This is a genomic window from Sphingobacterium sp. LZ11T8 (genome assembly GCF_024261425.1).
Lineage (GTDB): Bacteria > Bacteroidota > Bacteroidia > Sphingobacteriales > Sphingobacteriaceae > Sphingobacterium.
Genome location: NZ_JANBZY010000001.1, coordinates 600,075 through 619,552, shown reverse-complemented (window position 1 = coordinate 619,552; position 19,478 = coordinate 600,075). Strand labels below are relative to the sequence as shown.

The window sequence follows — 19,478 nt, the reverse complement described above, 5'->3', positions numbered from 1 at the left end:
GTCTATTTTTTGTTATAATAGTATTAAATGAAATAGAAATTGGTTTAACAACTAAATTGCAGTATAAAATGAAGGATAACGGTAAAATTGTAACAGCGCTGTTGGCTGGACTAGCCGCAGGTGCAGTTTTAGGTATTATTTTCGCACCTGAAAAAGGAAGTGAGACTAGAGAGAAATTGAATGAATCATTAGCTGATTTAACGGATGCAATCAAAGAACGCGCAGAAGAACAATTCGATCAGTTGACTGATTTTAAAGATAAAATCGTTGCAGCGGTAAAATCTAAGCTAGGCAAAGCAGAAGACGCGATCGATGAAGAGATCGAAGAACACGCTTAGTGCTACAGAGCAAACCTTAGATTATTAAAAATTTTTAAATAATAGTTCCAGGACTATCTCCCGATAGTCTTGGAATCTATGATATGGAATTACGTGCATGGAAGAACAAAAATTTTCGTTTTCTGAAGTATTCGATAAATCTAAAGAATACATTGAGACCCAGATTGAATTAGCTAAACTGAAAGCGCTATCTAGATCCTCCAGGATCGTGGGCTCGCTGATTGTGGATGGCAGTAAGGTTTTATTGTCATTGCTGATTGTGTTTTTTGTTTCCCTGGCCTTAGGGTTCTATTTGGGGGAATTACTGGGGAGTTATTCCTTAGGGTTTTTAGCGACAGGAGGGATCTTTTTTGTTGTTCTGTTATTGATCAAGGCATTTGAGCCAAAGCTCGAAGAGAAGTTCATGAACATCTCCATTAAGCGCATTATGTCTAAGTGGGATGCCGATGATCATGACGATGAGATCGAAGAGATCAAGGAAGAGGTGCGTGAAGCCGTAAATGAAGTTGAGGAAGAATTAAAGGAAGAAAAAGAACGAGTTTAATCAGGATATGAGAACAAAGGTTACGAATTTTGATGAGTTGACAGCAGAGATTGCTCGCCTTAAGGTACAGAAAAAGGAGCAGGAAGCTTTTTTGTTGAATCAATACGAATTACTGAAACATAAGGTAGAAGCTCCGGCACGTATTGCGAATATGATCTTCAACCGTGTTCCTGGTGTTTCCACCGTAAAAGGGTTGTTTTCTGGAATCAGCCAAGTGACCAATAAGAACAACAAAGCGGATTGGTTGACCAAGACCCTGCAATTGGGACTTCCTTTAGTGTTAAACCGTACTTTATTGAAAAATGCAGGTTGGTTGAAGAGAGGTCTTGTGCTGTTCGGTTCCGAAACGGTGGCAAGCCAAGTGAACCAAAGCAAGATTACTGCGGTTATCGATAAGCTAACCTCTTTGATCAAACCAAAAAACAAGAAGAAGAAAAAGAAAAATGAAGAGCTAGTGGAAGCCGTTGCTGCGAACCCTATCCCTCCCAATCATCCTCCAATGATTACGGCAGAAGAAAGTGTTCAGGACAATGTATATGGTATTCCAAAGGACAGTGAAGCCTATTAATTGCTCTTAAGCTTCATTCTTTTTCAAGAAATCCCCATAAGCTAATTTAATGCCTTCTTTCAGGCTGGTCTTTGCTTTCCATCCTAAGCTGGTCAATTTGCTTACATCCATTAATTTTCTCGGAGTACCATCAGGTTTGCTGCTGTCGAACTCCAGTTCACCTTGGAATCCTACGACCTCTTTAATCAATTCTGCAAGCTCGCGGATACTGATGTCTTCACCTACGCCTATATTCACAAACTGAAGGTCATTGTAGTTTTCCATCAGGAATACACAGGCGTCTGCCAAGTCATCTGCAAACATAAACTCACGCATAGGCTTTCCTGACCCCCAGATATTTACAGTAGGACTGTTGTTGACCTTTGCTTCATGAAACTTTCTGATCAAGGCCGGCAATACATGGGAGTTCTCAGGGTGATAGTTATCGTTGATGCCGTAAAGATTTGTAGGCATGACAGAGATGTAATTATCATCGTACTGCATTCGATAGGATTCGACCATTTTGATGCCCGCGATTTTGGCAATGGCGTATGGCTCATTGGTCGGTTCAAGCGTCCCGGTCAATAAATAATCTTCCTTCAAAGGTTGAGGAGCCATCTTTGGGTAGATGCAGCTCGAGCCAAGGAACATCAGCTTTTTGACATCATTTTCATGGGAATAATGGATGACATTGTTTTGGATGGCTAAGTTCTCATAGATAAAATCAGCTCTATAGACATTATTGGCCATGATGCCTCCAACTTTGGCAGCTGCAAGGAAAACATACTCGGGTTTTTCAGTTTCAAAGAATTCTTTAACGGCCTGTTGGTCACGAAGGTCCAATTCCTTGGAAGTCCTAACTATGATATTTTCAAAACCTAACTCTTTTAACTTGCGGTAAATAGCCGATCCGACCATACCTCTATGCCCTGCTACGTAAATTTTCGCTTGTTTTTCCACCTGAAGTATTATTTATACAAATATAAGGTTAATTTTGCGACTTAATTATCAGCTATGGGTAAGGATAAACTAAGAAAATTCGCTGAAGTATCCACTTTTAAGAATGTGGTACAGCTGGATGCAGGAAAAGAATATAAGGGTAAATGGGCAAAGGATTTCTTCCAGAATGAGAAGCCTTTGATCTTGGAGTTGGCGTGCGGTAAGGGTGAATACACCGTAAACCTTGCGAAATTGTTTCCTGAAAAGAATTTTATTGGTATTGACTATAAAGGGAACAGGATCTGGCGTGGTGCTAAGACTGCCCTAGAAGAAGGCATTGATAATGTTGGTTTTCTGAGGATTCAGATCGAGACCATCTTGGAACATTTTGAAAAGGGAGAAGTCTCTGAGATCTGGATTACCTTCCCTGACCCGCAACCTCAGGATAGCCGTGAAAAGAAGCGCTTGACAAATCCGGTATTTTTGGAAAGATATAAAGAGATCCTGGTGCCAGAGGGTATCATGCACCTTAAAACGGATAACGATGGCTTCTTCGCTTATACATTGGAGCAAATCGACCTACAGGGCTTGCCAAAACTGAAGGAAACCAAAGACCTATATCATTCAGATTTAGTGGATGAGGTGCTGTCCATCAAGACCTACTATGAGAAAAAGTATTTGGCGGAAGATAAAAACATCAATTACGTGCAATGGAAATTCGCAAAATCATAGCGAATTAAGAATGATTTCGTAAATTCATTTATTATGAAAAGAATTTACCTAATCTGCCTTTTATTAAGTTATCAGTTTGCATCAGCACAAGATAATCTGAAAACCGACTTCCAGCGTATTTATGAAGATATCAATACCAATTCGGAAGCCTATGAACGTTTAAAATACAGTACCGAAAACCTAGGACATCGCTTAACGGGTTCTGAACAGGGCAAGAAAGCCGAAGAGCATGTGTTCAACCTCCTGAAGTCCTATGGTTATGAGGTCCAATACCAACCGTTTTCCGCGCAGAGCTGGGCTCGTGAATCGTTGCACCTCAAGCTCAACAACAGCGAGGTGCCGACCGTTTCTTTGGCGCATTCTCCTGTCAAGGTCGATATCACCGCGGATTTAGTCGATCTAGGCAATGGGCTGGAGGCCGACTATCAAAAGGTTGGCGATCAAGTCAAAGGGAAAATTGCCTTGGTCTACCTGCACATTCTCCCTAATTCTGGAGAGAACCTAAAAAATCTACACCGTTCCGAAAAGACAGCCTTAGCTGAGAAATATGGTGCTAAAGGGATTGTATTTATCAACAGTGTCAAGGGCAATGTACTGCTGACTGGTACAGCTTCCATTACCGGGAAATTGATCGATATCCCAGCGATCTGTATCGGTTTGGAGGATGGTATGAAATGGAAAGAGACCTTAGCCAAAGAAAAGGTAAAGGCCGAAATCAATATGCGCAATAAGGCGGAGGAAGCAACGGCCAGGAATATTATTGTTTCCATTAAAGGTTCTGAGCTGCCCGAAGAAAAGATCGTTATTGGGGGCCACCTAGACAGTTGGGACCTAGCGACCGGAGCTATTGACAATGGTTTGGGATCCTATGCGATTATTGATATGGCAAGAACTTTCAAAAAGCTGAACCTAAAACCAAAGCGTTCCATTGATTTCGTCCTCTTTATGGGCGAGGAACAAGGTTTGTTAGGTTCAAAAGCCTATGTAGCTGAAGCCATCAAGAATGGGACCTTGGGTCAGATCAAATATATGTTGAACTTTGATATGACCAATGCGCCTACAGGATTCTCGACAAGTAGAGATGAAATGATGCCTTTATTGGACTCCTTTGGCGGAGTATATGCCGAAGTGGATACCGATTTTAAGAATAAAAATGCCTCAGGGGCAGGATTGCACAGCGATCACCAGCCATTTATGATGCAAGGGATCCCTACAGGATCTGCAACAGGAGGCAAGTTGCCTAACAATGCCGGCTTATATTACCATTCTGACAATGACGTTTTCAGCCTAGTGGATAAAAAGGGATTGGAGCAGACCGTGAAAGTAGGTGCAGCCTACCTATATGCCTTGGCCAATGCCAAAGCAATCCCAGCACAACGTTTTTCGGATGATGAAATTGTGAAATTCTTGGAATCTAAAGGGTTGAAAGAGCCTCTAATGATCTCAGGAGAATGGCGTTGGGGGAAATAATTAGATTAATGAACCCCCTGCCTGGATAAAGGTGTTTTTCTTTTCCATGAAAGCACCTTTATCTATCGCTTTTGTTGCCTTGGAAATAATGCTGGTCTTGAAACCTTCCGAAATAGCATCCATTGCCGTAAAGAATACGCAGAAGTCTGCCGCTAATCCACATACATGCACTTCGTCGATCTTTCTTGCCTTCAAGTAACCTGCCAGTCCCGTGTCTTTCCTTTTGCCGTTATCATAGAAACCGCTATAGCTATCAACTCTGGGGTCCATGCCTTTTCTAAAGATGGCCTCAATTCGGCTGCTATCTAGATCTTCAGATATCTGTGCGCCATAGCTTTCCTGCACGCAATGATCTGGCCATAGGACTTGTTCAAGGCCATCCAGATCAATGACCTCAAACGGCAATTTGCCTTCGTGTTTGCTAGCAAAGCTCAGGTGTTCTTGGGGGTGCCAATCCTGCGTTGCAACCACTAAATCGTAATCTTTTTGGATACTGTTTATAATAGGGAGGATTTCATCGCCTTTAGCTACTTCCAATGATCCGCCCGGTAAAAAATCGTATTGAACATCTACAATAATCAGTGCCTTCATAGTTCTAATGTAATAAAAATTAATCGACCGACAGCATATAACCAACTCCACGGATATTGCTGATCTTGATCCGTTCATCCTGAGCGAGGTATTTCCGGATGCGGCTGATGAACACATCCAAGCTACGACCGGTGAAATACGTGTCATTGCTCCAATAGGTACGGATAATTTCGTCTCGCGGGACAACCTTATCCTTGTTTTCGATCAGTCTCTTCAGCAGTTCAGATTCCCTATAGGAGAGCTTTTCGGTGGAATCCCCAATGCTGAGGGTGTTTTTTGCACTATCGAGGGTGTAATTTCCGAGAATCAATTTGCTAGGGGACATGCTTTGTCCCACCTTTTTGAGCGCAGCCTCGATCCGGACAATCAGTTCCTCGATTTTAAAAGGTTTCCGAATATAGTCGTTAGCTCCTAATTTAAAGCCCTTGACCACATCTTCCGTCTGCGTCATCGCAGTCAGGAAAATAATGGGTGTGAGGAGGTCGTTCTTCCTGATCTCCTTTGCCGTCGTGAATCCATCCATGATAGGCATCATCACATCCAATACAATAATATCCGGTTTGTACTTGTTATGGAATACAATAGCCTGCTGTCCATTCAGCACATGCCGAACTTCAAAACCATGTTCCTCCAAACTGTCAGAAACAATCATGGCCAGGCTTTCCTCGTCTTCTACATATAAGATGTTTGTCATTTCCCTAAATTGAATTGGCTAATCAAATTACATCCGTTTCCTTCAATCGAATTAGGACTGCTTTGGTAAATCTATAACAAAAGTACTGCCAACTGCCTCTTCGCTGCTCAAATCGATAGTCCCTTGATGTTGCTGTACGATTTGCTTTACATAGGCAAGGCCTAGTCCGAAGCCTTTCACATTGTGAATGTTGCCGGATGGCACGCGGAAGAACAGGTCGAACACCCCTTTTTGATAGGCTTTAGGAATTCCTATGCCATTATCTTGTATGGAAAGTGTGTATCTGTCACCGTTTTCAGAAAGGGCGATATTTATTTTTACCTGATCTCCAGCATACTTGATGGCATTGTCGAGCAGGTTGTTGATGACATTTTTGATATGGGCTTGATCCGCAAAGATTTGGAAGGAGTCTCCGGTAAGCGTTTTTTGGATATCTACTTCCTTTTTGGCAAACAGTTTAGCGTTCTCCATCGATTCATCGATCAAGTTGTCGAGATCAAACCAAGTCTTTTCGAGCAAGACGCCGTTAGTTTCAGCGACATCCACCTGCAACACCCTTTCTATCATGTCAGAGAGGTGCTCCAGTTCCTGACGGGAAATCGATAGGTACCTATTCATCCGTTCTTTGTCATCCTTTGCGCCATAACGCTGTAGAGACTCTATGGCAGCCATTACCGTTGAGACAGGTGTCTTTAGCTCATGGGTCATGTTGTTCACAAAGGCCTTCCGCATCTTGGCCAATTGGTTCTGTTTGCGGATGGTCACCAACAGGGTCCAGAATGTTCCGATCAACGCAATGATCAACATTAATGAGAAGAAAAGCTGCCAACCGATCTGCTTTAATAGGTAAACAGTAGGATTGATGTAATCCACTTCGAGATAAAGGTTTTCGCTTTGGTCGATTACAATGGGCCTAGATTTACTTTCCTTATAGCGTTGGTGGTAAAATTCCTTATTGCGCTCCTCTTCATTGGGCAGATTTGATATCTGCAATATAAAAGGCGAGTACATGTCCCTTTCCCTTAATGATTTTTCCAGGCGAATCTGCAAGGAGTCAATGGTAGCCTCGTTCCAATTGATGGTACGCACGACATAGGATGAAATAAAATGCCGGCTCATCTTGCTCTTGGAATTGCCTGTGGAGTCACTTCCGTTCTGTCGATCGTTCTTGCGGTTGAAATTCTGGTTCTCGAAGATGCTTTTTATGGTATCTACATTTATTTGCGGATATTTTTCCTTAAAAGCAATGGATAGCCTATCAATTCTGTCCTTACGTTGATTTTGGTTTTCCTTCTGGATTTGCTCCTCGTTTTCGCTGTAAAAGTCCTGAACCACATCAAATAGCTCATGTTCGGTCATCCCCAAAAAGAACTGTTTATGGCCGAAATAACTTCCAAATAACCAAAAACCCAGCACAACGATAATCCCAGCGATGGTGAGGACAATAGAAGCAAGCAATATTTTATACTTTTTTAACATAATTAAAACAAATTTAAATTAGTAGATTTGCTCCGCATAAATATTGGTGGGCTTTTAACAAATTATAACACTGATTAACAAAGTGCTACTTAAATTGTCGCATTTCTGCTTAATAATACGTTATTTGCTCAATAGATTTATGCTGCTTACAAAAGATTTTTCATGGAAGAAGTCAATTGAGTCCATTAATCATGTTTTTGGATGTGTATTTTAACATTTAATAACATGGGATAAACTTCTGCAATCCATACTTTTGCTAGACTAATGATTTTATGATTAAACAATTACGAATTATTCTTTTTGCTACTCTTGGTTTAAGTGCACTCTTTACAGTAAGTTGTGATAAGGATATGTCAATCTCGTTGGATAACGACAATCTTGATAACCTAAACGTAACCTCAGATGATACGCTGAGTGCTACCGTTTCCACCTTGCAGATGCCAAATATCCCTACCTCAGGTAGCGGAGTGGTCTTGGTAGGTAAAGTTTCACAACCAACCACTGGTAGTTTGAAGTCTACTTCATATTTCCGACTAAACCCTACAGGTATAACCAGTGATATCCCAACAAATGCCAAATTTGACTCCTTAAACTTAGTGTTGGTACCAAGTTATTGGAGGATTGCATATGGTGATACCACGAAACTTCAGACCATTTCTGCACACCGATTGACCCAATCTTTAGAAACAAAAACTATAGATAATTCATTCAATGGGCAGCCAAATCCATTTTATATCACTGGACCGGCTATTTTTGGCCATCAAAAGGTCAGCTATTCAGCAAATGAATTGGGTTCTGTAAAGTTCTTGCCTAAGAAGTCGAAGAAGGATACGGTTTCCATTCGCTTGAATGATGCGTTGGGTACGGAGTTCTTCAACAAGATCAAAGCTTCTGATATCGCATTCAATTCAGCTTCCAATTTCCAAGAATACTTTAAAGGCTTGAGTTTGGTTTCTGCGGAAACGAATACAGCGATTATCGGCTTCTCTGACACCCTACAGGTTAAGGTTAACTATTCCTACCTAGGGTCGGATGGTTTCAAGAAGACCGGATCTAAAGTGTTAAACATGACCGAAAAGGCTTTCCAGTACAATCAATTTGACAAGGATGTACAGGGGACAGTATTTGAAGGATTGAGTTCAACCAAAGCCCTTGAGAGCAAGAATACGGCTGGAATCACCTATTTACAAGGTGGAACAGGTGTTGTTACTGAAATCAAGTTTCCTGCATTAAAGGAATTCTTGGCCCAACAGGGACTGGCTGTCAATAAAGCAGAACTGATTATTGAATTGGAAACCTTGCATACCGGTTATATGCCAGCTATTCCAAACCCAATATTAATGATTGCTGATAATAGGATTCCGCTTTCTTATGTGCATCAGCCATTTGGAAGGGACCCTCAATTTGCGCAATACATTAAATCAGATAATTTAGGAAAAAAAGGTAGGTATACTTTTAATATGATTGAGTATATTAAAAATACCACGGATGCAGAATGGGGTAATAAATCTTTATTCTTATCCATGTTCCCGACCGCAGGTCTAGGTTTTACACCTTATACCAGCGTTTTGGCGACACAAAACAATGAACCGAAAGTTAAATTAAATATCGTATATACAAAATTTAAATAGTCTATGAATAAGAGAAATTGGCTTGTACTACTTTTGATAGGAGCCTTCGCAATTACTACATTTAACTCATGTAAAAAAGAGGAATCAACAGATACAGATACTGGTCCAACTGAATGGGAAACATCTATCGTTCTAACAGGTAAACCAAGAAATGGTGCTGCAACATTTACAATCAATGACGTAGCTTATTTAGTGGGTGGACAAATGAAAAATAATGAGTTATTAAGTGACTCTTATTCATTCGACGGTACTTCTTGGACTAAAAAAGCAGAATTCACTGGCCCTAAAAGACATAGTGGAGTTGGCTTTGCAGTTGCTGGAAAAGGATATGTAGGATTAGGTTTTGGAAATGACGGTGTTACTTCCGGACCTCTAAAAGATTTTTATCAGTATGACCCTGCAACTAATGCATGGAAAAAAATTGCTGATTTCCCAGGTGATGCTCGTCATTCTGCAGTTGCATTTACTTTAGGTAATGCAGCATACGTAGGATTAGGTGGTAATAATGCTACCGATGAGACTTTCTCAGATTTCTATAAATATGATCCAGCTACAGATAAATGGACTGAAATTGCTACTTCATTCAGCAACAAGAAAATGGGTGCTTATGCATTCGTGATCAATAATGTAGCTTATGTAGGTGGAGGTATTTCCAATGGTGTTCCAACAAATGATTTCTATTCATTTGATGGTACTAAATGGGAAAAGAAAAAATCCCTTACTGAAGATAACAAAGATGCAAGACGCGTTAATGCAAGTGCATTTACTATTGGCAGCAATGGTTATGTAGTTTCAGGACGCTCTCAAACTGGTGTTGTAAGTACAGTATGGAAATATAATCCAGCTGAAAACGCGTGGTCTGATGGTAGCGAATCTATCCCTTCAGCTCGTGAAAAATCAGTTGCTTTCGCAATCAAAGGAAAAGGTTACATCAGTACTGGTAATTCTGGAACTGGCTCTTTCTTCGATGACACTTACGTGTTCACTCCAGTTAGATAATATTTTTATATAACGATAGAAAAGGGATGGCCTATAGGTCATCCCTTTTTTATTGAACTTAGCTTTTCATTCCCCGTTGTTAACCAAGAAATGACCTATTTTCAGGAGGTCTTTTTTTGAGGGGTACATACTGGATAAAGTTTGGTCTCATTCGAGACACATTCCGAATTTTCCGAATATGTCTCGAATGAGACCAAAACAATCCCCGAAGCCACAGCTCCATTTTTTTTGGATAATATGGGTTTCAAAGCCTCCAGTAATGTCCGATTGAGTTGGCTATGGATAAAAGAAAAGTGGCAACCTTTATCGGGTTACCACTTCTCTTAAATCTTGAATGATCTAGTATTTTTTAGATAAGTCCTTTAGCAGATAAAAGTTCTGCAACTTGAACCGCATTGGTTGCCGCACCTTTACGAAGGTTGTCGGCAACTACCCATAGGTTCAATGTTTTCTCTTGGGTCTCATCTCTACGGATTCGACCAACGAATACTTCGTCCTTGCCGTGTGCATCTTTAGGCATTGGGTATTCTAGGTTGGCAGGATTATCTACCACCACTACACCTTCTTGCGCTTCAAGGGCTGCACGTACATCCGCCAAGTCGAATTCGTTTTCAAACTCGATGTTTACCGATTCAGAGTGACCACCGATTACAGGGATACGTACGGTTGTAGCCGTAACCTTGATGGAATCGTCGCCCATGATCTTGTTGGTTTCTTGGATCATCTTCATTTCCTCTTTCGTGTATCCATTGTCCTGGAATACATCGATATGAGGAATTACGTTCAGGTCGATCTGGTAAGGATAAGCTTTTTCGCCTTCCACGCCATTACGCTCGTTCATCAATTGATCAACAGCTTTTACGCCCGTACCGGTTACGGATTGGTAAGTAGATACGACAACACGTTTGATTTTATATTTTTCATGCAAAGGCTTCATAACGACAACCATTTGAATGGTTGAACAGTTTGGGTTTGCAATGATTTTGTCTTCAGCAGTCAATACATCGCCATTTACTTCAGGCACGATCAATTTCTTGCTCGGGTCCATACGCCAAGCGGATGAATTGTCGATAACGGTAATTCCAGCTTCCGCGAATAGGGGAGCATATTCCGTAGAAGTGCTGCCGCCAGCAGAGAAAAGGGCTACATCAGGTTTAAGAGCAATAGCTTCAGATGCAGTCACGACCTTATACTTCTTTCCCTTGAATTCGATTTCCTTACCCTTACTTCTTTCAGAAGCAACAGGAATCAATTCTGTAACCGGGAAATTACGTTCCGCTAACACTGTCAACATTTCTGACCCGACTAGACCAGTCGCGCCTACTACTGCAACTTTCATAAATAATATTTGCTTTAAATTTTAATTATTATTGATTTTCTTAAGGTAACAAACATACTAAATAAACCTGAACATTTTTGGAATATTTTCGCTTTTAATAATTGATTATCACTATGATGGAATAAAGTTCAACAAGATTTGTCTTTTGATGTAAAACGTTCAGGTAAATTGGGTTTTCGTTGACAATGTTTCATTGAAAAATTGGTTTTACAGAGCGTAAACGGCCGAATGCTTTTTGAATGTAAAAAATTAAATCATACGTTTGCGCAAAATGCTGGGAAACATCATATTCAGGCATTTAATTGGTAATTTCGCCATATTATTTTAGAAGTTCTTGAAATAACTAAATTTATAAAACTATCATTTCTATAATGAAAGAAGTCATATTGATGATCGGAGCCAATGGTCAGATTGGTTCAGAGTTAGCTGCAGCATTGCGAATCAAGTTCGGAAACGAAAATGTTATCACCTCAGATATACGCGAACCCAAAGAGATTGCCGACGGTGAGATCTTTGAAACATTGAATGTATTGGACAAAGAAGCGATCAAAGCTTTGATCCTAAAATATAAACCTACCCAGATCTATTTATTGGCAGCGATGCTATCGGCTACTGGTGAGCAATACCCACAAAAAGCTTGGGACCTGAACATGAACGGTCTCTTGAATGTATTGGACCTAGCGGTGGAGTTGGGGATCAAGAAGATCTTCTGGCCTAGCTCGATTGCCGTATTTGGCCCACATTCACCAAAAGAGAACACGCCTCAATATTGTGTGATGGATCCGAATAGCATTTATGGAATCAGTAAATTGGCTGGAGAGCGTTTATGTGAATATTATCATAACAAATATGGTTTGGATATCCGCAGTGTTCGTTATCCGGGCATTATCTCTTGGCGAACCGAACCAGGAGGAGGTACCACGGACTATGCAGTCCATATCTTTTTTGAGGCAATCCGCCAAGGGAAATACACTTCCTTCCTGAATGCAGGAACTGAGTTGCCGATGTTGTACATGGATGATGCGGTTCGAGGGACCATTGAGTTAATGGACGCACCATCAGCGGGTTTGACGATCCGTTCCAGCTACAATCTTGCGGGGGTTAGTTTTACTCCGACAGAAATTGCTGAAGAAATTAAAAAAATTCTCCCTAATTTTGAAATCTCCTATTCAGACAATGATCCGCGTCAAGCAATTGCTGATTCATGGCCAAAGAGCATCAATGATGATCAAGCAAGAGCAGATTGGGGCTGGAAGCCGACATTTGATCTGGCAGGGATGGCACAAGACATGCTGGAGAATCTTAAAACAAAACTAAAATAAAATGGGTAGAGCTTTCGAATTTAGAAAAGAAAGAAAATTTAAACGCTGGGCCAAAATGGCCGTTCAATTTACGCGTCTTGGAAAAGAAATTGCAATCGCAGTAAAAGAAGGCGGTCCTCACCCGGAGAACAATTCCCGCTTACGTACCGCAATCCAAAATGCTAAGGCAGTGAACATGCCGAAGGATCGTGTGGAAGCGGCTATTAAAAGAGCCTCTGAGAAGGATTCAAAAGGTTACGAAGAATTTGTATACGAAGGATACGGTCCTCATGGAGTTCCTGTATTGATCGAAACCGCTACTGATAATACCAACAGAACAGTAGCAAATGTTAGAAGTTATTTTACCAAAGCTGGTGGATCCCTAGGTAAAACCGGATCCCTGGATTTTATCTTTCAAAGGAAATCTGTATTCCGCTTTCCGGCTACCGATGAGCTCGATGTGGAAGAACTTGAGTTGGAATTAATCGACGGAGGTCTGGAAGAATTATATGTGGAGGCTGATGAGGAAGGAAACGATATTATCGTGGTACAAACTTCCTTTGAGGACTTTGGAAACATGCAACGCCTTTTAGAAGAAAAAGGGATTGAAGTTTCTTCCGCAAAAACAGAACGTATAGCTTTATCGCATACGACCCTGTCTGAAGAGCAAGCTGCTGACGTCCTAAAATTGATCGATAAGATCGAAGAAGATGATGACGTACAAGCGGTATATCACAACATGGACTAATCCAGATCAGGATATTAAAACATAAAAGAGGGCTCGCCCTCTTTTTCTGTTTTAATACGGGGGGATTTGAAGAAAGTTCAGTTCCTGTGCGTTTTTTGGTCTAAATGTATACATTTGTATATGCTTTCGTTCACCGAGTTTTTCACGAAAAAGAAAATTGACATCAATGCTTTGCAAAAAGCGAAGCCTGAACTTTATCAAGAATTTGATAGAGATTATGCTTTGATGGGTGAAAAGAGTTTTGATCACAGCAAGAAGTTCTGGTTCAATAGGCTAAGGAAAGATTACCTCTTGAAGGAGATCGAAATCTCGGAACCGAAGAAAGCCGAAATCAAAGCAGAAGCATCTTCTACAGCTGCACCTAGCAGCACTGCGCCAGCCGCTGCCAAACCAGCAGGATTCCGTCCTAAATTTAAAGCTGCTGTCAAACCTGTTGAAGAGAAGTCAACGGAAGAAACAGAGACCAATCCAGCTGCCAAAGCGCCGACAGGCTTTAAGCCTCGTTTTAAGGCCGCTGCTCCTCCCGAAAAACAGGATGACCTAAGCGGCAGCATTGAAGTGGATAAGGCAACTGAAGCGATTAAAGAGGCTGAGGAGACCGTAGCCAAGCCAAAAGGCTTTACGCCAAGGTTTAAAGCAACTAACCTACCTAAAAAGGTCGAAGAAGAAAAGCCGGAAGAAGCCCAAGCGGAGACATCGGCAGAAAATGCTGTAGAAAACAAGGAGGCTGTTGCTCCTGCGAAACCAAAAGGCTTTACGCCAAGGTTTAAAGCATCGAACCTACCTAAAAAAGTAGAGGAAGGAAAGCCGGAAGAAGCCCAAGGGGAAACATCGGCAGAAAATGCTGAGGAGAACAAGGAGGCTGTAGTTCCTGCGAAACCAAAATGCTTTACGCCAAGATATAAAGCAACGAACCTACCTAAAAAAGTAGAAGAAGAAAAGCCGGAAGAAGCCCAAGCGGAAACATCGGTAGAAAATGCTGAGGAAAACAAGAATGCTGCTTCTCCTGCTAAACCAAAAGGCTTTACGCCAAGGTTTAAGGCGGCGAACCTGCCTAAAAAGCTGGAGGAGAAAGAGGGCTCCTCTTCGGATTCCGAACCTAAAAATAAGCTACAGGAAGATCAACCTGCAACAGATGTTACAGAAGATAAACTTGCAGAAGAAAATACATCTAAGCCTACTGGCTTTAAACCAAGGTTTAAGGCTGGTGTTACCAAAACGACAACTAACCAGGAGGACAAGGATCCCCATCCTGAGCAATCAAGTGCTCCAACTGAAGAACCATCTACCCAAACAACAAAACCAGTAGGTTTCAAGCCGCGTTTTGTGGCTAGGAAATCATCAGATCAAAAAGATAAGGAGGATTAGAAAGAATATGGATAATCCCATTTATTTTATATTTTTAATTTCAAAAGCGCGTATAAATTATGTTAAAAGAAGAAAGGCAAGCCTATATAATACACCAAATCAACATACATAATAAAGTTTTATCCTCAGATCTGAGCGTTCAGCTGAATGTTTCGGAAGATACCATTCGTCGTGATTTGAACGAGTTGGCGGAGAGTGGTAAAGTTTTGAAGGTATATGGAGGTGCATTATCTAAGTCTTTTCAATATCCCTTCCAAGAGGGGAATGTTTATGCCAAAGAAGCTAAAAAAGAGATTGCTTCCAAGGCTATATCGTTGATTCAAAGTGGAATGACCATCTTGGTCGGAGGGGGAACCAGTATGATTGAATTGGCACGTTTGGTTCCAAAAGATGTTCAGTGTACCTTTTTCACGATCAGTCCTTTAGTCGCATTGGAGTTGGCGGAGAAGGAGAACCTAGAGGTCTTCCTTTTGGGAGGAAAGCTTTCCAGGAACACGAATGTTGTGTCAGGGTCGCAGGTAATCAATGAGTTATCAGATATCAAGGTCGATCTATGTCTGTTGGGGACGAACAGTCTTTCTGTAGAAGAGGGGGTAACCGATTCCGATTGGGAAGTTGTTCAGATCAAGAAAGCGATGATCAAATGTTCGCAGAAATTAGGGGTACTGAGTATTGTCGAGAAATTAAATTCCAACCAAAAGCTTAGGGTTTGCCCATTAAAAGATATTACTTATCTCATTACGGACTTAAATCCTAAACATCCAAGTCTAGAAGAATTCAGTAAACAGATAACCATTATTTAATTTGGTTTTTTTCCAAAGGTCTTTACACGAATGGCTCTCTCAACGAGCCATTTGTTGCTTTCGATAAAGAGGTTGTGCCAAAGCAGGTTATAGTTTATCCTGCGGTTGAATAGCGTTCTCTTTGCGTGTTTCAGTAGCTTAAAGACACTGTATCCCGCCAGACCGTTAAATGGTTTGGCATAGTAGGAAGCATGGTGTTTCTTCCATTCTTCAACAGCCTTTTTATTGACATATTCCACATACTCTTCATTTGCCAACTTGGCAGAGAGCGGCTTAACAAAGTCTGCGGACAATTTTTCGTCCTTCAATTCCACCAGATGCTTTTTCTTTTCTACAATATGGAGGAAGTGCTTGCTCAGCTTCTTGTTTTCGAATTCCAGTTCCAGTACGCCGCCTACGTTCCATTGCGGGTGATTTGCAGGATATTCAAAATAAAAGTTACCAAGGCTATAGGCGATCAATTTACCGTTATATTCTTCTATGCCCTGAACGACATGGGGATGGTGTGCGATGATGACATCAACACCTAAATCAATCAATTCCTTATAGCGTTCCTTCCATTCCGGAATAGGCACATCCAATAGTTCCACCCCAGCATGGATTTGTACGATCAGGATATCCACCTGTTTTCGGTATTGTTGGATATCGGCGTTTACCCGTTTGGCATTGACCCAAGCATGACCGACCAACCGGTCGCCATTCAATGCGCCATACCCATTTTCTCCATAAGCCAAGAAGCCATACTTTATGTCATCAAAAGTCCAGGTTTTTAAGCCATAAGCCTCTTCTTCAGAACCCACACCTAAGATTTCCTGACGGGGAAATAGATCAATCGTTTTGAGCAGGGCTTCTTCGCCAAAATCATAGATATGGTTGTTAGCTAATGAAAAGCAATTGAAACCGAGTGCTTGCAGCCAGGTTGGAGCGTTTTTGTTTTGGGCGACCAGGGGACCTGTTTTATGGATCGGCTGTCCAACGCCTTGGATAGGGGCTTCAAAATTGCATGATTTTAGGTCAGCAGATTTAAATAATTCCTTAAGGCTAGGAGAGAATTGTGGTGCTTTTTCACAGACAATATCTCCAACAAAGACAAACTTATGCTTGGATGTTGCTTGCATTTCTTTTTCTCAATAAAGTTTCAATCGGTTTGATTGTAATATAAGCAAAATAAGCTTCCAATAAATCGTTTTTTGCACCTAATAATTTCAAAACGCCCTTAACCTTAGGGGTATGCATCAAAGTTTGGAAGATTTTTTCCTTTCTGCCGATATGCATGACCTTTTGGTTGATCCAGCTTAAGTATTCAGGGATCAGGCATTCCTTCAATAGATTTATATCTAAAGGGGTCAAGGTTTCGTTCAGCAGAGCGTAATAATTGAGTGAATTCTGATAGGTATATCTATGTTTTTCCTCTTCGAACAGGAGGTTGTTTTTTCTAAAGAAATCCCTTTGCCAAGCACGATTTTCCCTTCTTTCCTGGGGAAGGTTCAGCATGGAAATGGCAATGTCCTCATCGACGAAAGGAGAATAGCCTGGATAGCCCATTTTGGCCGGCACAGATATTAAATATTGCAACATCATCATCTTGGTCCGCATGGCGGTGATGATACGATATTCAGGGGAATCTAAATATTCTTTCTGTCGATCATAAATAGGCTCGACAATGCCACTATAGTCAATATTCATGGCTAACTTGGAATCAGCGCTCATGCCATGGGTGTACCCAAGAGTACGGTAAGAGGCAGCGCTATCTATCATGGGAACTTTGACTGCTCCTGCCCAGGCATCACCGATAATTCCGCTAAGAAGCTGCATTGGGTTGCCTGCCTCCAATTGTTTGATCTTGTCATAGAATTCCATATGGTAAGTGCCAGAGGCAGCAACGGCAGGACCAAATTGATCATACCATTGATCCATATAGACATTGAACTTGCCTAGGGGAATCCTATTCCATTTTGTGTGCAATCTTTTGGAAAGCAGACCGGCATAAACGGCCTCGCGTGATTCGTCCTGATTTAAGGAGGTGCCATAGGTATAGGCATGGATCCTGTTCCTGTCCTTCAACAGGACATTCATCAGCCTTGAATCAAATCCACCACTGGTCGGAATCAAGATATCATCTTTAAATCCATCCGCCCAATTATTTAATGCGGAGCTTAGTTTATGTAAGACATCATCCTCATGGGATTTCTTGCCCAACAGCTTTAAGGTGTCATCATTAGTCTCTTTTATGGAGAGATTCCCGTTTTCAAGAATTAAAACCTGGTTGGGCAATAAGTATCGTACGTCTTTGACTGGGGTATGTCCAAATACGCTATAGCCAAAATCTAGATAAGCTGCTAAGCCTTCTGGGTCAATTTCCAGATTGGCATAATCAATGACCTCATTGATGTCCTGACTGTGTCTTCCGGTCTTAAGATTATAGAATACAGTTTGATAACCTACCCAATTTCCTTTTGCAACTTCCATTAAGATTTTTTCGCTAATTTCTTCTTTAACATGCCCAAGATTTCCAACCAGATATCATTTTTGATCAGATGATTGGCTCCAACATAAATAACTACGAATATAAGGCTTTGTACTATGATGAGTAGCAAGTAATTCGGTATTAGGTTAAAAAAGAGCGGTAAATAAGCCACTCCAGCCGCTATGATGGAAATCAGGGTCGTCGGCAAAAGGTCTTTGACCTGCATGAACAGGTTGTAGCCATAAACCCTACCGCTCATGACTGCTGCAATAATATAGCAAATGATCCTGACGGCAACGAGTCCAAGAGCAATCATGACCAAACCATGTCTGTAGGTGAAAAACAGGGTAATGATGGCCAAGGAAACCTTGGTGATTTCCAAGATCAGGAAAAGTTTAGAGCGCCCCTTGATATTCAGGAAGTTCGCATTCAGATCGGTCAATGAAGTGAAGATACTGGCGAAACATAATATTTGGAACAGCAGTATCGATGATACCCAGGTGTCCGTTAGGAAGAAAACAAAACCTGGTTTAGCCACTGCAATGGCCAGAAAACTGATTGGCATCAAAGCGAATGCAAGGCTAGTCAATGTTTTTCTGCTGGCATTCAAGTACCTTGGGAGGTCGTCTTGGATAGGGGTCAAGGTAGACAGGGTCGTTCCCTGCAAAATAGCGGTAATGGTCTGCCCTGCTGTTTCTCCCCATTTATTACCTTGGTAATAGTATCCTACCTGAGCAGGAGTATAAAATTTGCCGATAAAGGAGGCATAAAAAGGAGAGAGTACCTTGCCCAACATGTTTGAAACCATAAAGGAAAGGGAGAACGAAAGATGCTTTTTTAAGGATGCTCCACTGAATGCGAAATTTACTTTCCAATCACCCCACATCCATAGCATTACCGTCCTGAACAGGGTGTACAAAAGGGGTTGTAAAATCAATGCCCATACTCCATAGCCCAATAGGGCAACAATGATCACAATAATACCGGCAAAAAGGACGGCCAATACATTGATCCTGGTCGTTAAATGGAATTGAAACTTCTTGAGGATCTTTACGTATTGTACAATACTAAAGGATTGGATAATAATCTGCAGGAACAAGACCCTAGCATAAAGGGCAAGGCCTGGGATATTGTAGTATCTTTCGATATATGGGGATGCAAAATAGAGGATCAGGTAGATAATGGCACTTACGGAGAGGTTGAAGATGAACATGGAAGAATAGTCCAATTCATCCACTACCTTGGTCCTGACCAACGAAGTCGCCAATCCACTATCTACAAAGGTAGTCGCAATAATGGAAAATATCGCCAGGGCAGCGATCACAGCAAACTCATCGGGGCTTATGATCCTGGCCGTAATGATCGCGACGATGGTAACGATGGCCTGATTGCCGAATCGATCCAAGGTATTCCAGAATAGCCCATTGATGGTGATGTTTTTCGTGTTTTCGCTCATGTATTGGATTAATCAACAAATTTAGGAAAGAT

At 41.3% G+C, this 19,478-nt stretch carries 19 protein-coding genes; 11 read left to right on the top strand and 8 right to left on the bottom strand.

From position 1 onward, the window contains the following. The first annotated feature begins 68 nt into the window (after nucleotides 1-68). The 3 genes from NLF99_RS02645 (at nucleotide 69) to NLF99_RS02635 (ending at nucleotide 1,450) form a co-directional block, all read left to right on the top strand. Nucleotides 69-338, top strand: a complete 270-nt coding sequence (locus NLF99_RS02645) for a YtxH domain-containing protein (protein ID WP_093101163.1) — start codon at nucleotides 69-71, stop codon at nucleotides 336-338. Nucleotides 339-435: 97 nt separating this feature from the next. Continuing rightward, complete coding sequence (locus tag NLF99_RS02640) at nucleotides 436-882, top strand: hypothetical protein (RefSeq protein ID WP_185212945.1); 447 nt, start codon at nucleotides 436-438, stop codon at nucleotides 880-882. A gap of 7 nt (nucleotides 883-889) precedes the next feature. Then, nucleotides 890-1,450 carry a hypothetical protein gene (locus NLF99_RS02635; RefSeq protein ID WP_254526625.1) on the top strand — a complete coding sequence of 187 codons (561 nt, stop codon included), beginning with the start codon at nucleotides 890-892 and terminating at the stop codon, nucleotides 1,448-1,450. A gap of 6 nt (nucleotides 1,451-1,456) precedes the next feature. Here the strand turns inward: NLF99_RS02635 and NLF99_RS02630 are convergent, their stop codons facing one another. Continuing rightward, nucleotides 1,457-2,389 carry a GDP-L-fucose synthase gene (locus tag NLF99_RS02630; protein WP_254526624.1) on the bottom strand — a complete coding sequence of 311 codons (933 nt, stop codon included), beginning with the start codon at nucleotides 2,387-2,389 and terminating at the stop codon, nucleotides 1,457-1,459. A 54-nt stretch (nucleotides 2,390-2,443) separates the two neighbouring features. On the opposite strand from NLF99_RS02630, the gene trmB reads away from it, so the two are divergent. Together trmB and NLF99_RS02620 are read left to right on the top strand one after the other, a co-directional pair. Further along, the gene (gene trmB / locus NLF99_RS02625) at nucleotides 2,444-3,100 is read left to right on the top strand and encodes a tRNA (guanosine(46)-N7)-methyltransferase TrmB (protein WP_254526623.1); all 657 of its coding nucleotides are present in this window, start codon (nucleotides 2,444-2,446) and stop codon (nucleotides 3,098-3,100) included. 33 nt (nucleotides 3,101-3,133) lie between these two features. Then, a complete protein-coding gene (locus tag NLF99_RS02620; RefSeq protein WP_185215807.1) occupies nucleotides 3,134-4,570 on the top strand; it encodes a M28 family peptidase in 1,437 nt (478 codons plus the stop codon). Here the strand turns inward: NLF99_RS02620 and pncA are convergent, their stop codons facing one another. The 3 genes from pncA to NLF99_RS02605 are packed head-to-tail and all read right to left on the bottom strand — an operon-like array spanning nucleotide 4,571 to nucleotide 7,334. After that, nucleotides 4,571-5,161: a bifunctional nicotinamidase/pyrazinamidase gene (gene pncA, locus NLF99_RS02615; protein ID WP_254526622.1), complete on the bottom strand. Its 591-nt coding sequence runs from the start codon at nucleotides 5,159-5,161 to the stop codon at nucleotides 4,571-4,573. Between the two features lie 19 nt (nucleotides 5,162-5,180). Continuing rightward, entirely contained in the window at nucleotides 5,181-5,855 is a 675-nt protein-coding gene (locus tag NLF99_RS02610) for a response regulator transcription factor (RefSeq protein ID WP_254526621.1), read from the bottom strand. 51 nt (nucleotides 5,856-5,906) lie between these two features. Continuing rightward, on the bottom strand, nucleotides 5,907-7,334 hold the full coding sequence (locus NLF99_RS02605; RefSeq protein ID WP_254526620.1) for a sensor histidine kinase KdpD: 1,428 nt from the start codon (nucleotides 7,332-7,334) through the stop codon (nucleotides 5,907-5,909). A 272-nt stretch (nucleotides 7,335-7,606) separates the two neighbouring features. Here NLF99_RS02605 and NLF99_RS02600 point away from each other — a divergent pair, with 272 nt between their 5' ends. After that, nucleotides 7,607-8,965 (top strand): DUF4270 family protein, encoded by a 1,359-nt coding sequence (locus NLF99_RS02600; protein ID WP_254526619.1) that lies wholly within the window; start codon nucleotides 7,607-7,609, stop codon nucleotides 8,963-8,965. Between the two features lie 33 nt (nucleotides 8,966-8,998). After that, nucleotides 8,999-9,964, top strand: a complete 966-nt coding sequence (locus tag NLF99_RS02595) for a kelch repeat-containing protein (RefSeq protein ID WP_254526618.1) — start codon at nucleotides 8,999-9,001, stop codon at nucleotides 9,962-9,964. Between the two features lie 349 nt (nucleotides 9,965-10,313). Here the strand turns inward: NLF99_RS02595 and NLF99_RS02590 are convergent, their stop codons facing one another. Further along, nucleotides 10,314-11,303 carry an aspartate-semialdehyde dehydrogenase gene (locus tag NLF99_RS02590; RefSeq protein WP_185212955.1) on the bottom strand — a complete coding sequence of 330 codons (990 nt, stop codon included), beginning with the start codon at nucleotides 11,301-11,303 and terminating at the stop codon, nucleotides 10,314-10,316. Nucleotides 11,304-11,674: 371 nt separating this feature from the next. Between NLF99_RS02590 and NLF99_RS02585 the strand changes: the two genes are divergently transcribed. The 4 genes from NLF99_RS02585 to NLF99_RS02570 all read left to right on the top strand — a co-directional run bounded on the left by NLF99_RS02585 (nucleotide 11,675) and on the right by NLF99_RS02570 (nucleotide 15,523). Further along, the gene (locus NLF99_RS02585) at nucleotides 11,675-12,625 is read left to right on the top strand and encodes an NAD-dependent epimerase/dehydratase family protein (protein WP_185212956.1); all 951 of its coding nucleotides are present in this window, start codon (nucleotides 11,675-11,677) and stop codon (nucleotides 12,623-12,625) included. A gap of 1 nt (nucleotide 12,626) precedes the next feature. Beyond that, nucleotides 12,627-13,352, top strand: coding sequence for a YebC/PmpR family DNA-binding transcriptional regulator (locus tag NLF99_RS02580; RefSeq protein ID WP_093101186.1), 726 nt, complete (start codon nucleotides 12,627-12,629; stop codon nucleotides 13,350-13,352). Between the two features lie 120 nt (nucleotides 13,353-13,472). Continuing rightward, the gene (locus NLF99_RS02575) at nucleotides 13,473-14,720 is read left to right on the top strand and encodes a hypothetical protein (protein ID WP_254526617.1); all 1,248 of its coding nucleotides are present in this window, start codon (nucleotides 13,473-13,475) and stop codon (nucleotides 14,718-14,720) included. A gap of 59 nt (nucleotides 14,721-14,779) precedes the next feature. After that, complete coding sequence (locus NLF99_RS02570; protein WP_185212958.1) at nucleotides 14,780-15,523, top strand: DeoR/GlpR family DNA-binding transcription regulator; 744 nt, start codon at nucleotides 14,780-14,782, stop codon at nucleotides 15,521-15,523. On the opposite strand, the gene NLF99_RS02565 is transcribed toward NLF99_RS02570, so the two are convergent. Genes NLF99_RS02565 through NLF99_RS02555 form a run of 3 tightly spaced genes read right to left on the bottom strand, consistent with a single transcriptional unit; the run spans nucleotide 15,520 to nucleotide 19,446 of the window. Further along, entirely contained in the window at nucleotides 15,520-16,641 is a 1,122-nt protein-coding gene (locus tag NLF99_RS02565) for a CapA family protein (protein ID WP_254526616.1), read from the bottom strand. The two genes, NLF99_RS02570 and NLF99_RS02565, sit on opposite strands and share 4 nt — an antisense overlap. Then, nucleotides 16,619-17,992: a hypothetical protein gene (locus NLF99_RS02560; protein ID WP_254526615.1), complete on the bottom strand. Its 1,374-nt coding sequence runs from the start codon at nucleotides 17,990-17,992 to the stop codon at nucleotides 16,619-16,621. Before NLF99_RS02560 ends, NLF99_RS02565 begins: the two co-directional genes overlap by 23 nt. Continuing rightward, nucleotides 17,992-19,446, bottom strand: coding sequence for a lipopolysaccharide biosynthesis protein (locus tag NLF99_RS02555; protein ID WP_254526614.1), 1,455 nt, complete (start codon nucleotides 19,444-19,446; stop codon nucleotides 17,992-17,994). The genes NLF99_RS02560 and NLF99_RS02555 overlap by 1 nt, the downstream gene beginning before the upstream one ends. Nucleotides 19,447-19,478: the final 32 nt, after the last annotated feature.

Coding starts and splice junctions, on each gene's coding strand:
- NLF99_RS02575 (WP_254526617.1), top strand. CDS start 13,473: ATGCTTTCGTTCACCGAGTTTTTCACGAAAAAGAAAATTGACATCAAT.
- NLF99_RS02605 (WP_254526620.1), bottom strand. CDS start 7,334: ATGTTAAAAAAGTATAAAATATTGCTTGCTTCTATTGTCCTCACCATC.
- NLF99_RS02635 (WP_254526625.1), top strand. CDS start 890: ATGAGAACAAAGGTTACGAATTTTGATGAGTTGACAGCAGAGATTGCT.
- NLF99_RS02585 (WP_185212956.1), top strand. CDS start 11,675: ATGAAAGAAGTCATATTGATGATCGGAGCCAATGGTCAGATTGGTTCA.
- NLF99_RS02565 (WP_254526616.1), bottom strand. CDS start 16,641: ATGCAAGCAACATCCAAGCATAAGTTTGTCTTTGTTGGAGATATTGTC.
- NLF99_RS02610 (WP_254526621.1), bottom strand. CDS start 5,855: ATGACAAACATCTTATATGTAGAAGACGAGGAAAGCCTGGCCATGATT.
- NLF99_RS02590 (WP_185212955.1), bottom strand. CDS start 11,303: ATGAAAGTTGCAGTAGTAGGCGCGACTGGTCTAGTCGGGTCAGAAATG.
- NLF99_RS02620 (WP_185215807.1), top strand. CDS start 3,134: ATGAAAAGAATTTACCTAATCTGCCTTTTATTAAGTTATCAGTTTGCA.
- NLF99_RS02560 (WP_254526615.1), bottom strand. CDS start 17,992: ATGGAAGTTGCAAAAGGAAATTGGGTAGGTTATCAAACTGTATTCTAT.
- NLF99_RS02640 (WP_185212945.1), top strand. CDS start 436: ATGGAAGAACAAAAATTTTCGTTTTCTGAAGTATTCGATAAATCTAAA.
- NLF99_RS02570 (WP_185212958.1), top strand. CDS start 14,780: ATGTTAAAAGAAGAAAGGCAAGCCTATATAATACACCAAATCAACATA.
- NLF99_RS02645 (WP_093101163.1), top strand. CDS start 69: ATGAAGGATAACGGTAAAATTGTAACAGCGCTGTTGGCTGGACTAGCC.
- NLF99_RS02555 (WP_254526614.1), bottom strand. CDS start 19,446: ATGAGCGAAAACACGAAAAACATCACCATCAATGGGCTATTCTGGAAT.
- pncA (WP_254526622.1), bottom strand. CDS start 5,161: ATGAAGGCACTGATTATTGTAGATGTTCAATACGATTTTTTACCGGGC.
- NLF99_RS02580 (WP_093101186.1), top strand. CDS start 12,627: ATGGGTAGAGCTTTCGAATTTAGAAAAGAAAGAAAATTTAAACGCTGG.
- trmB (WP_254526623.1), top strand. CDS start 2,444: ATGGGTAAGGATAAACTAAGAAAATTCGCTGAAGTATCCACTTTTAAG.
- NLF99_RS02600 (WP_254526619.1), top strand. CDS start 7,607: ATGATTAAACAATTACGAATTATTCTTTTTGCTACTCTTGGTTTAAGT.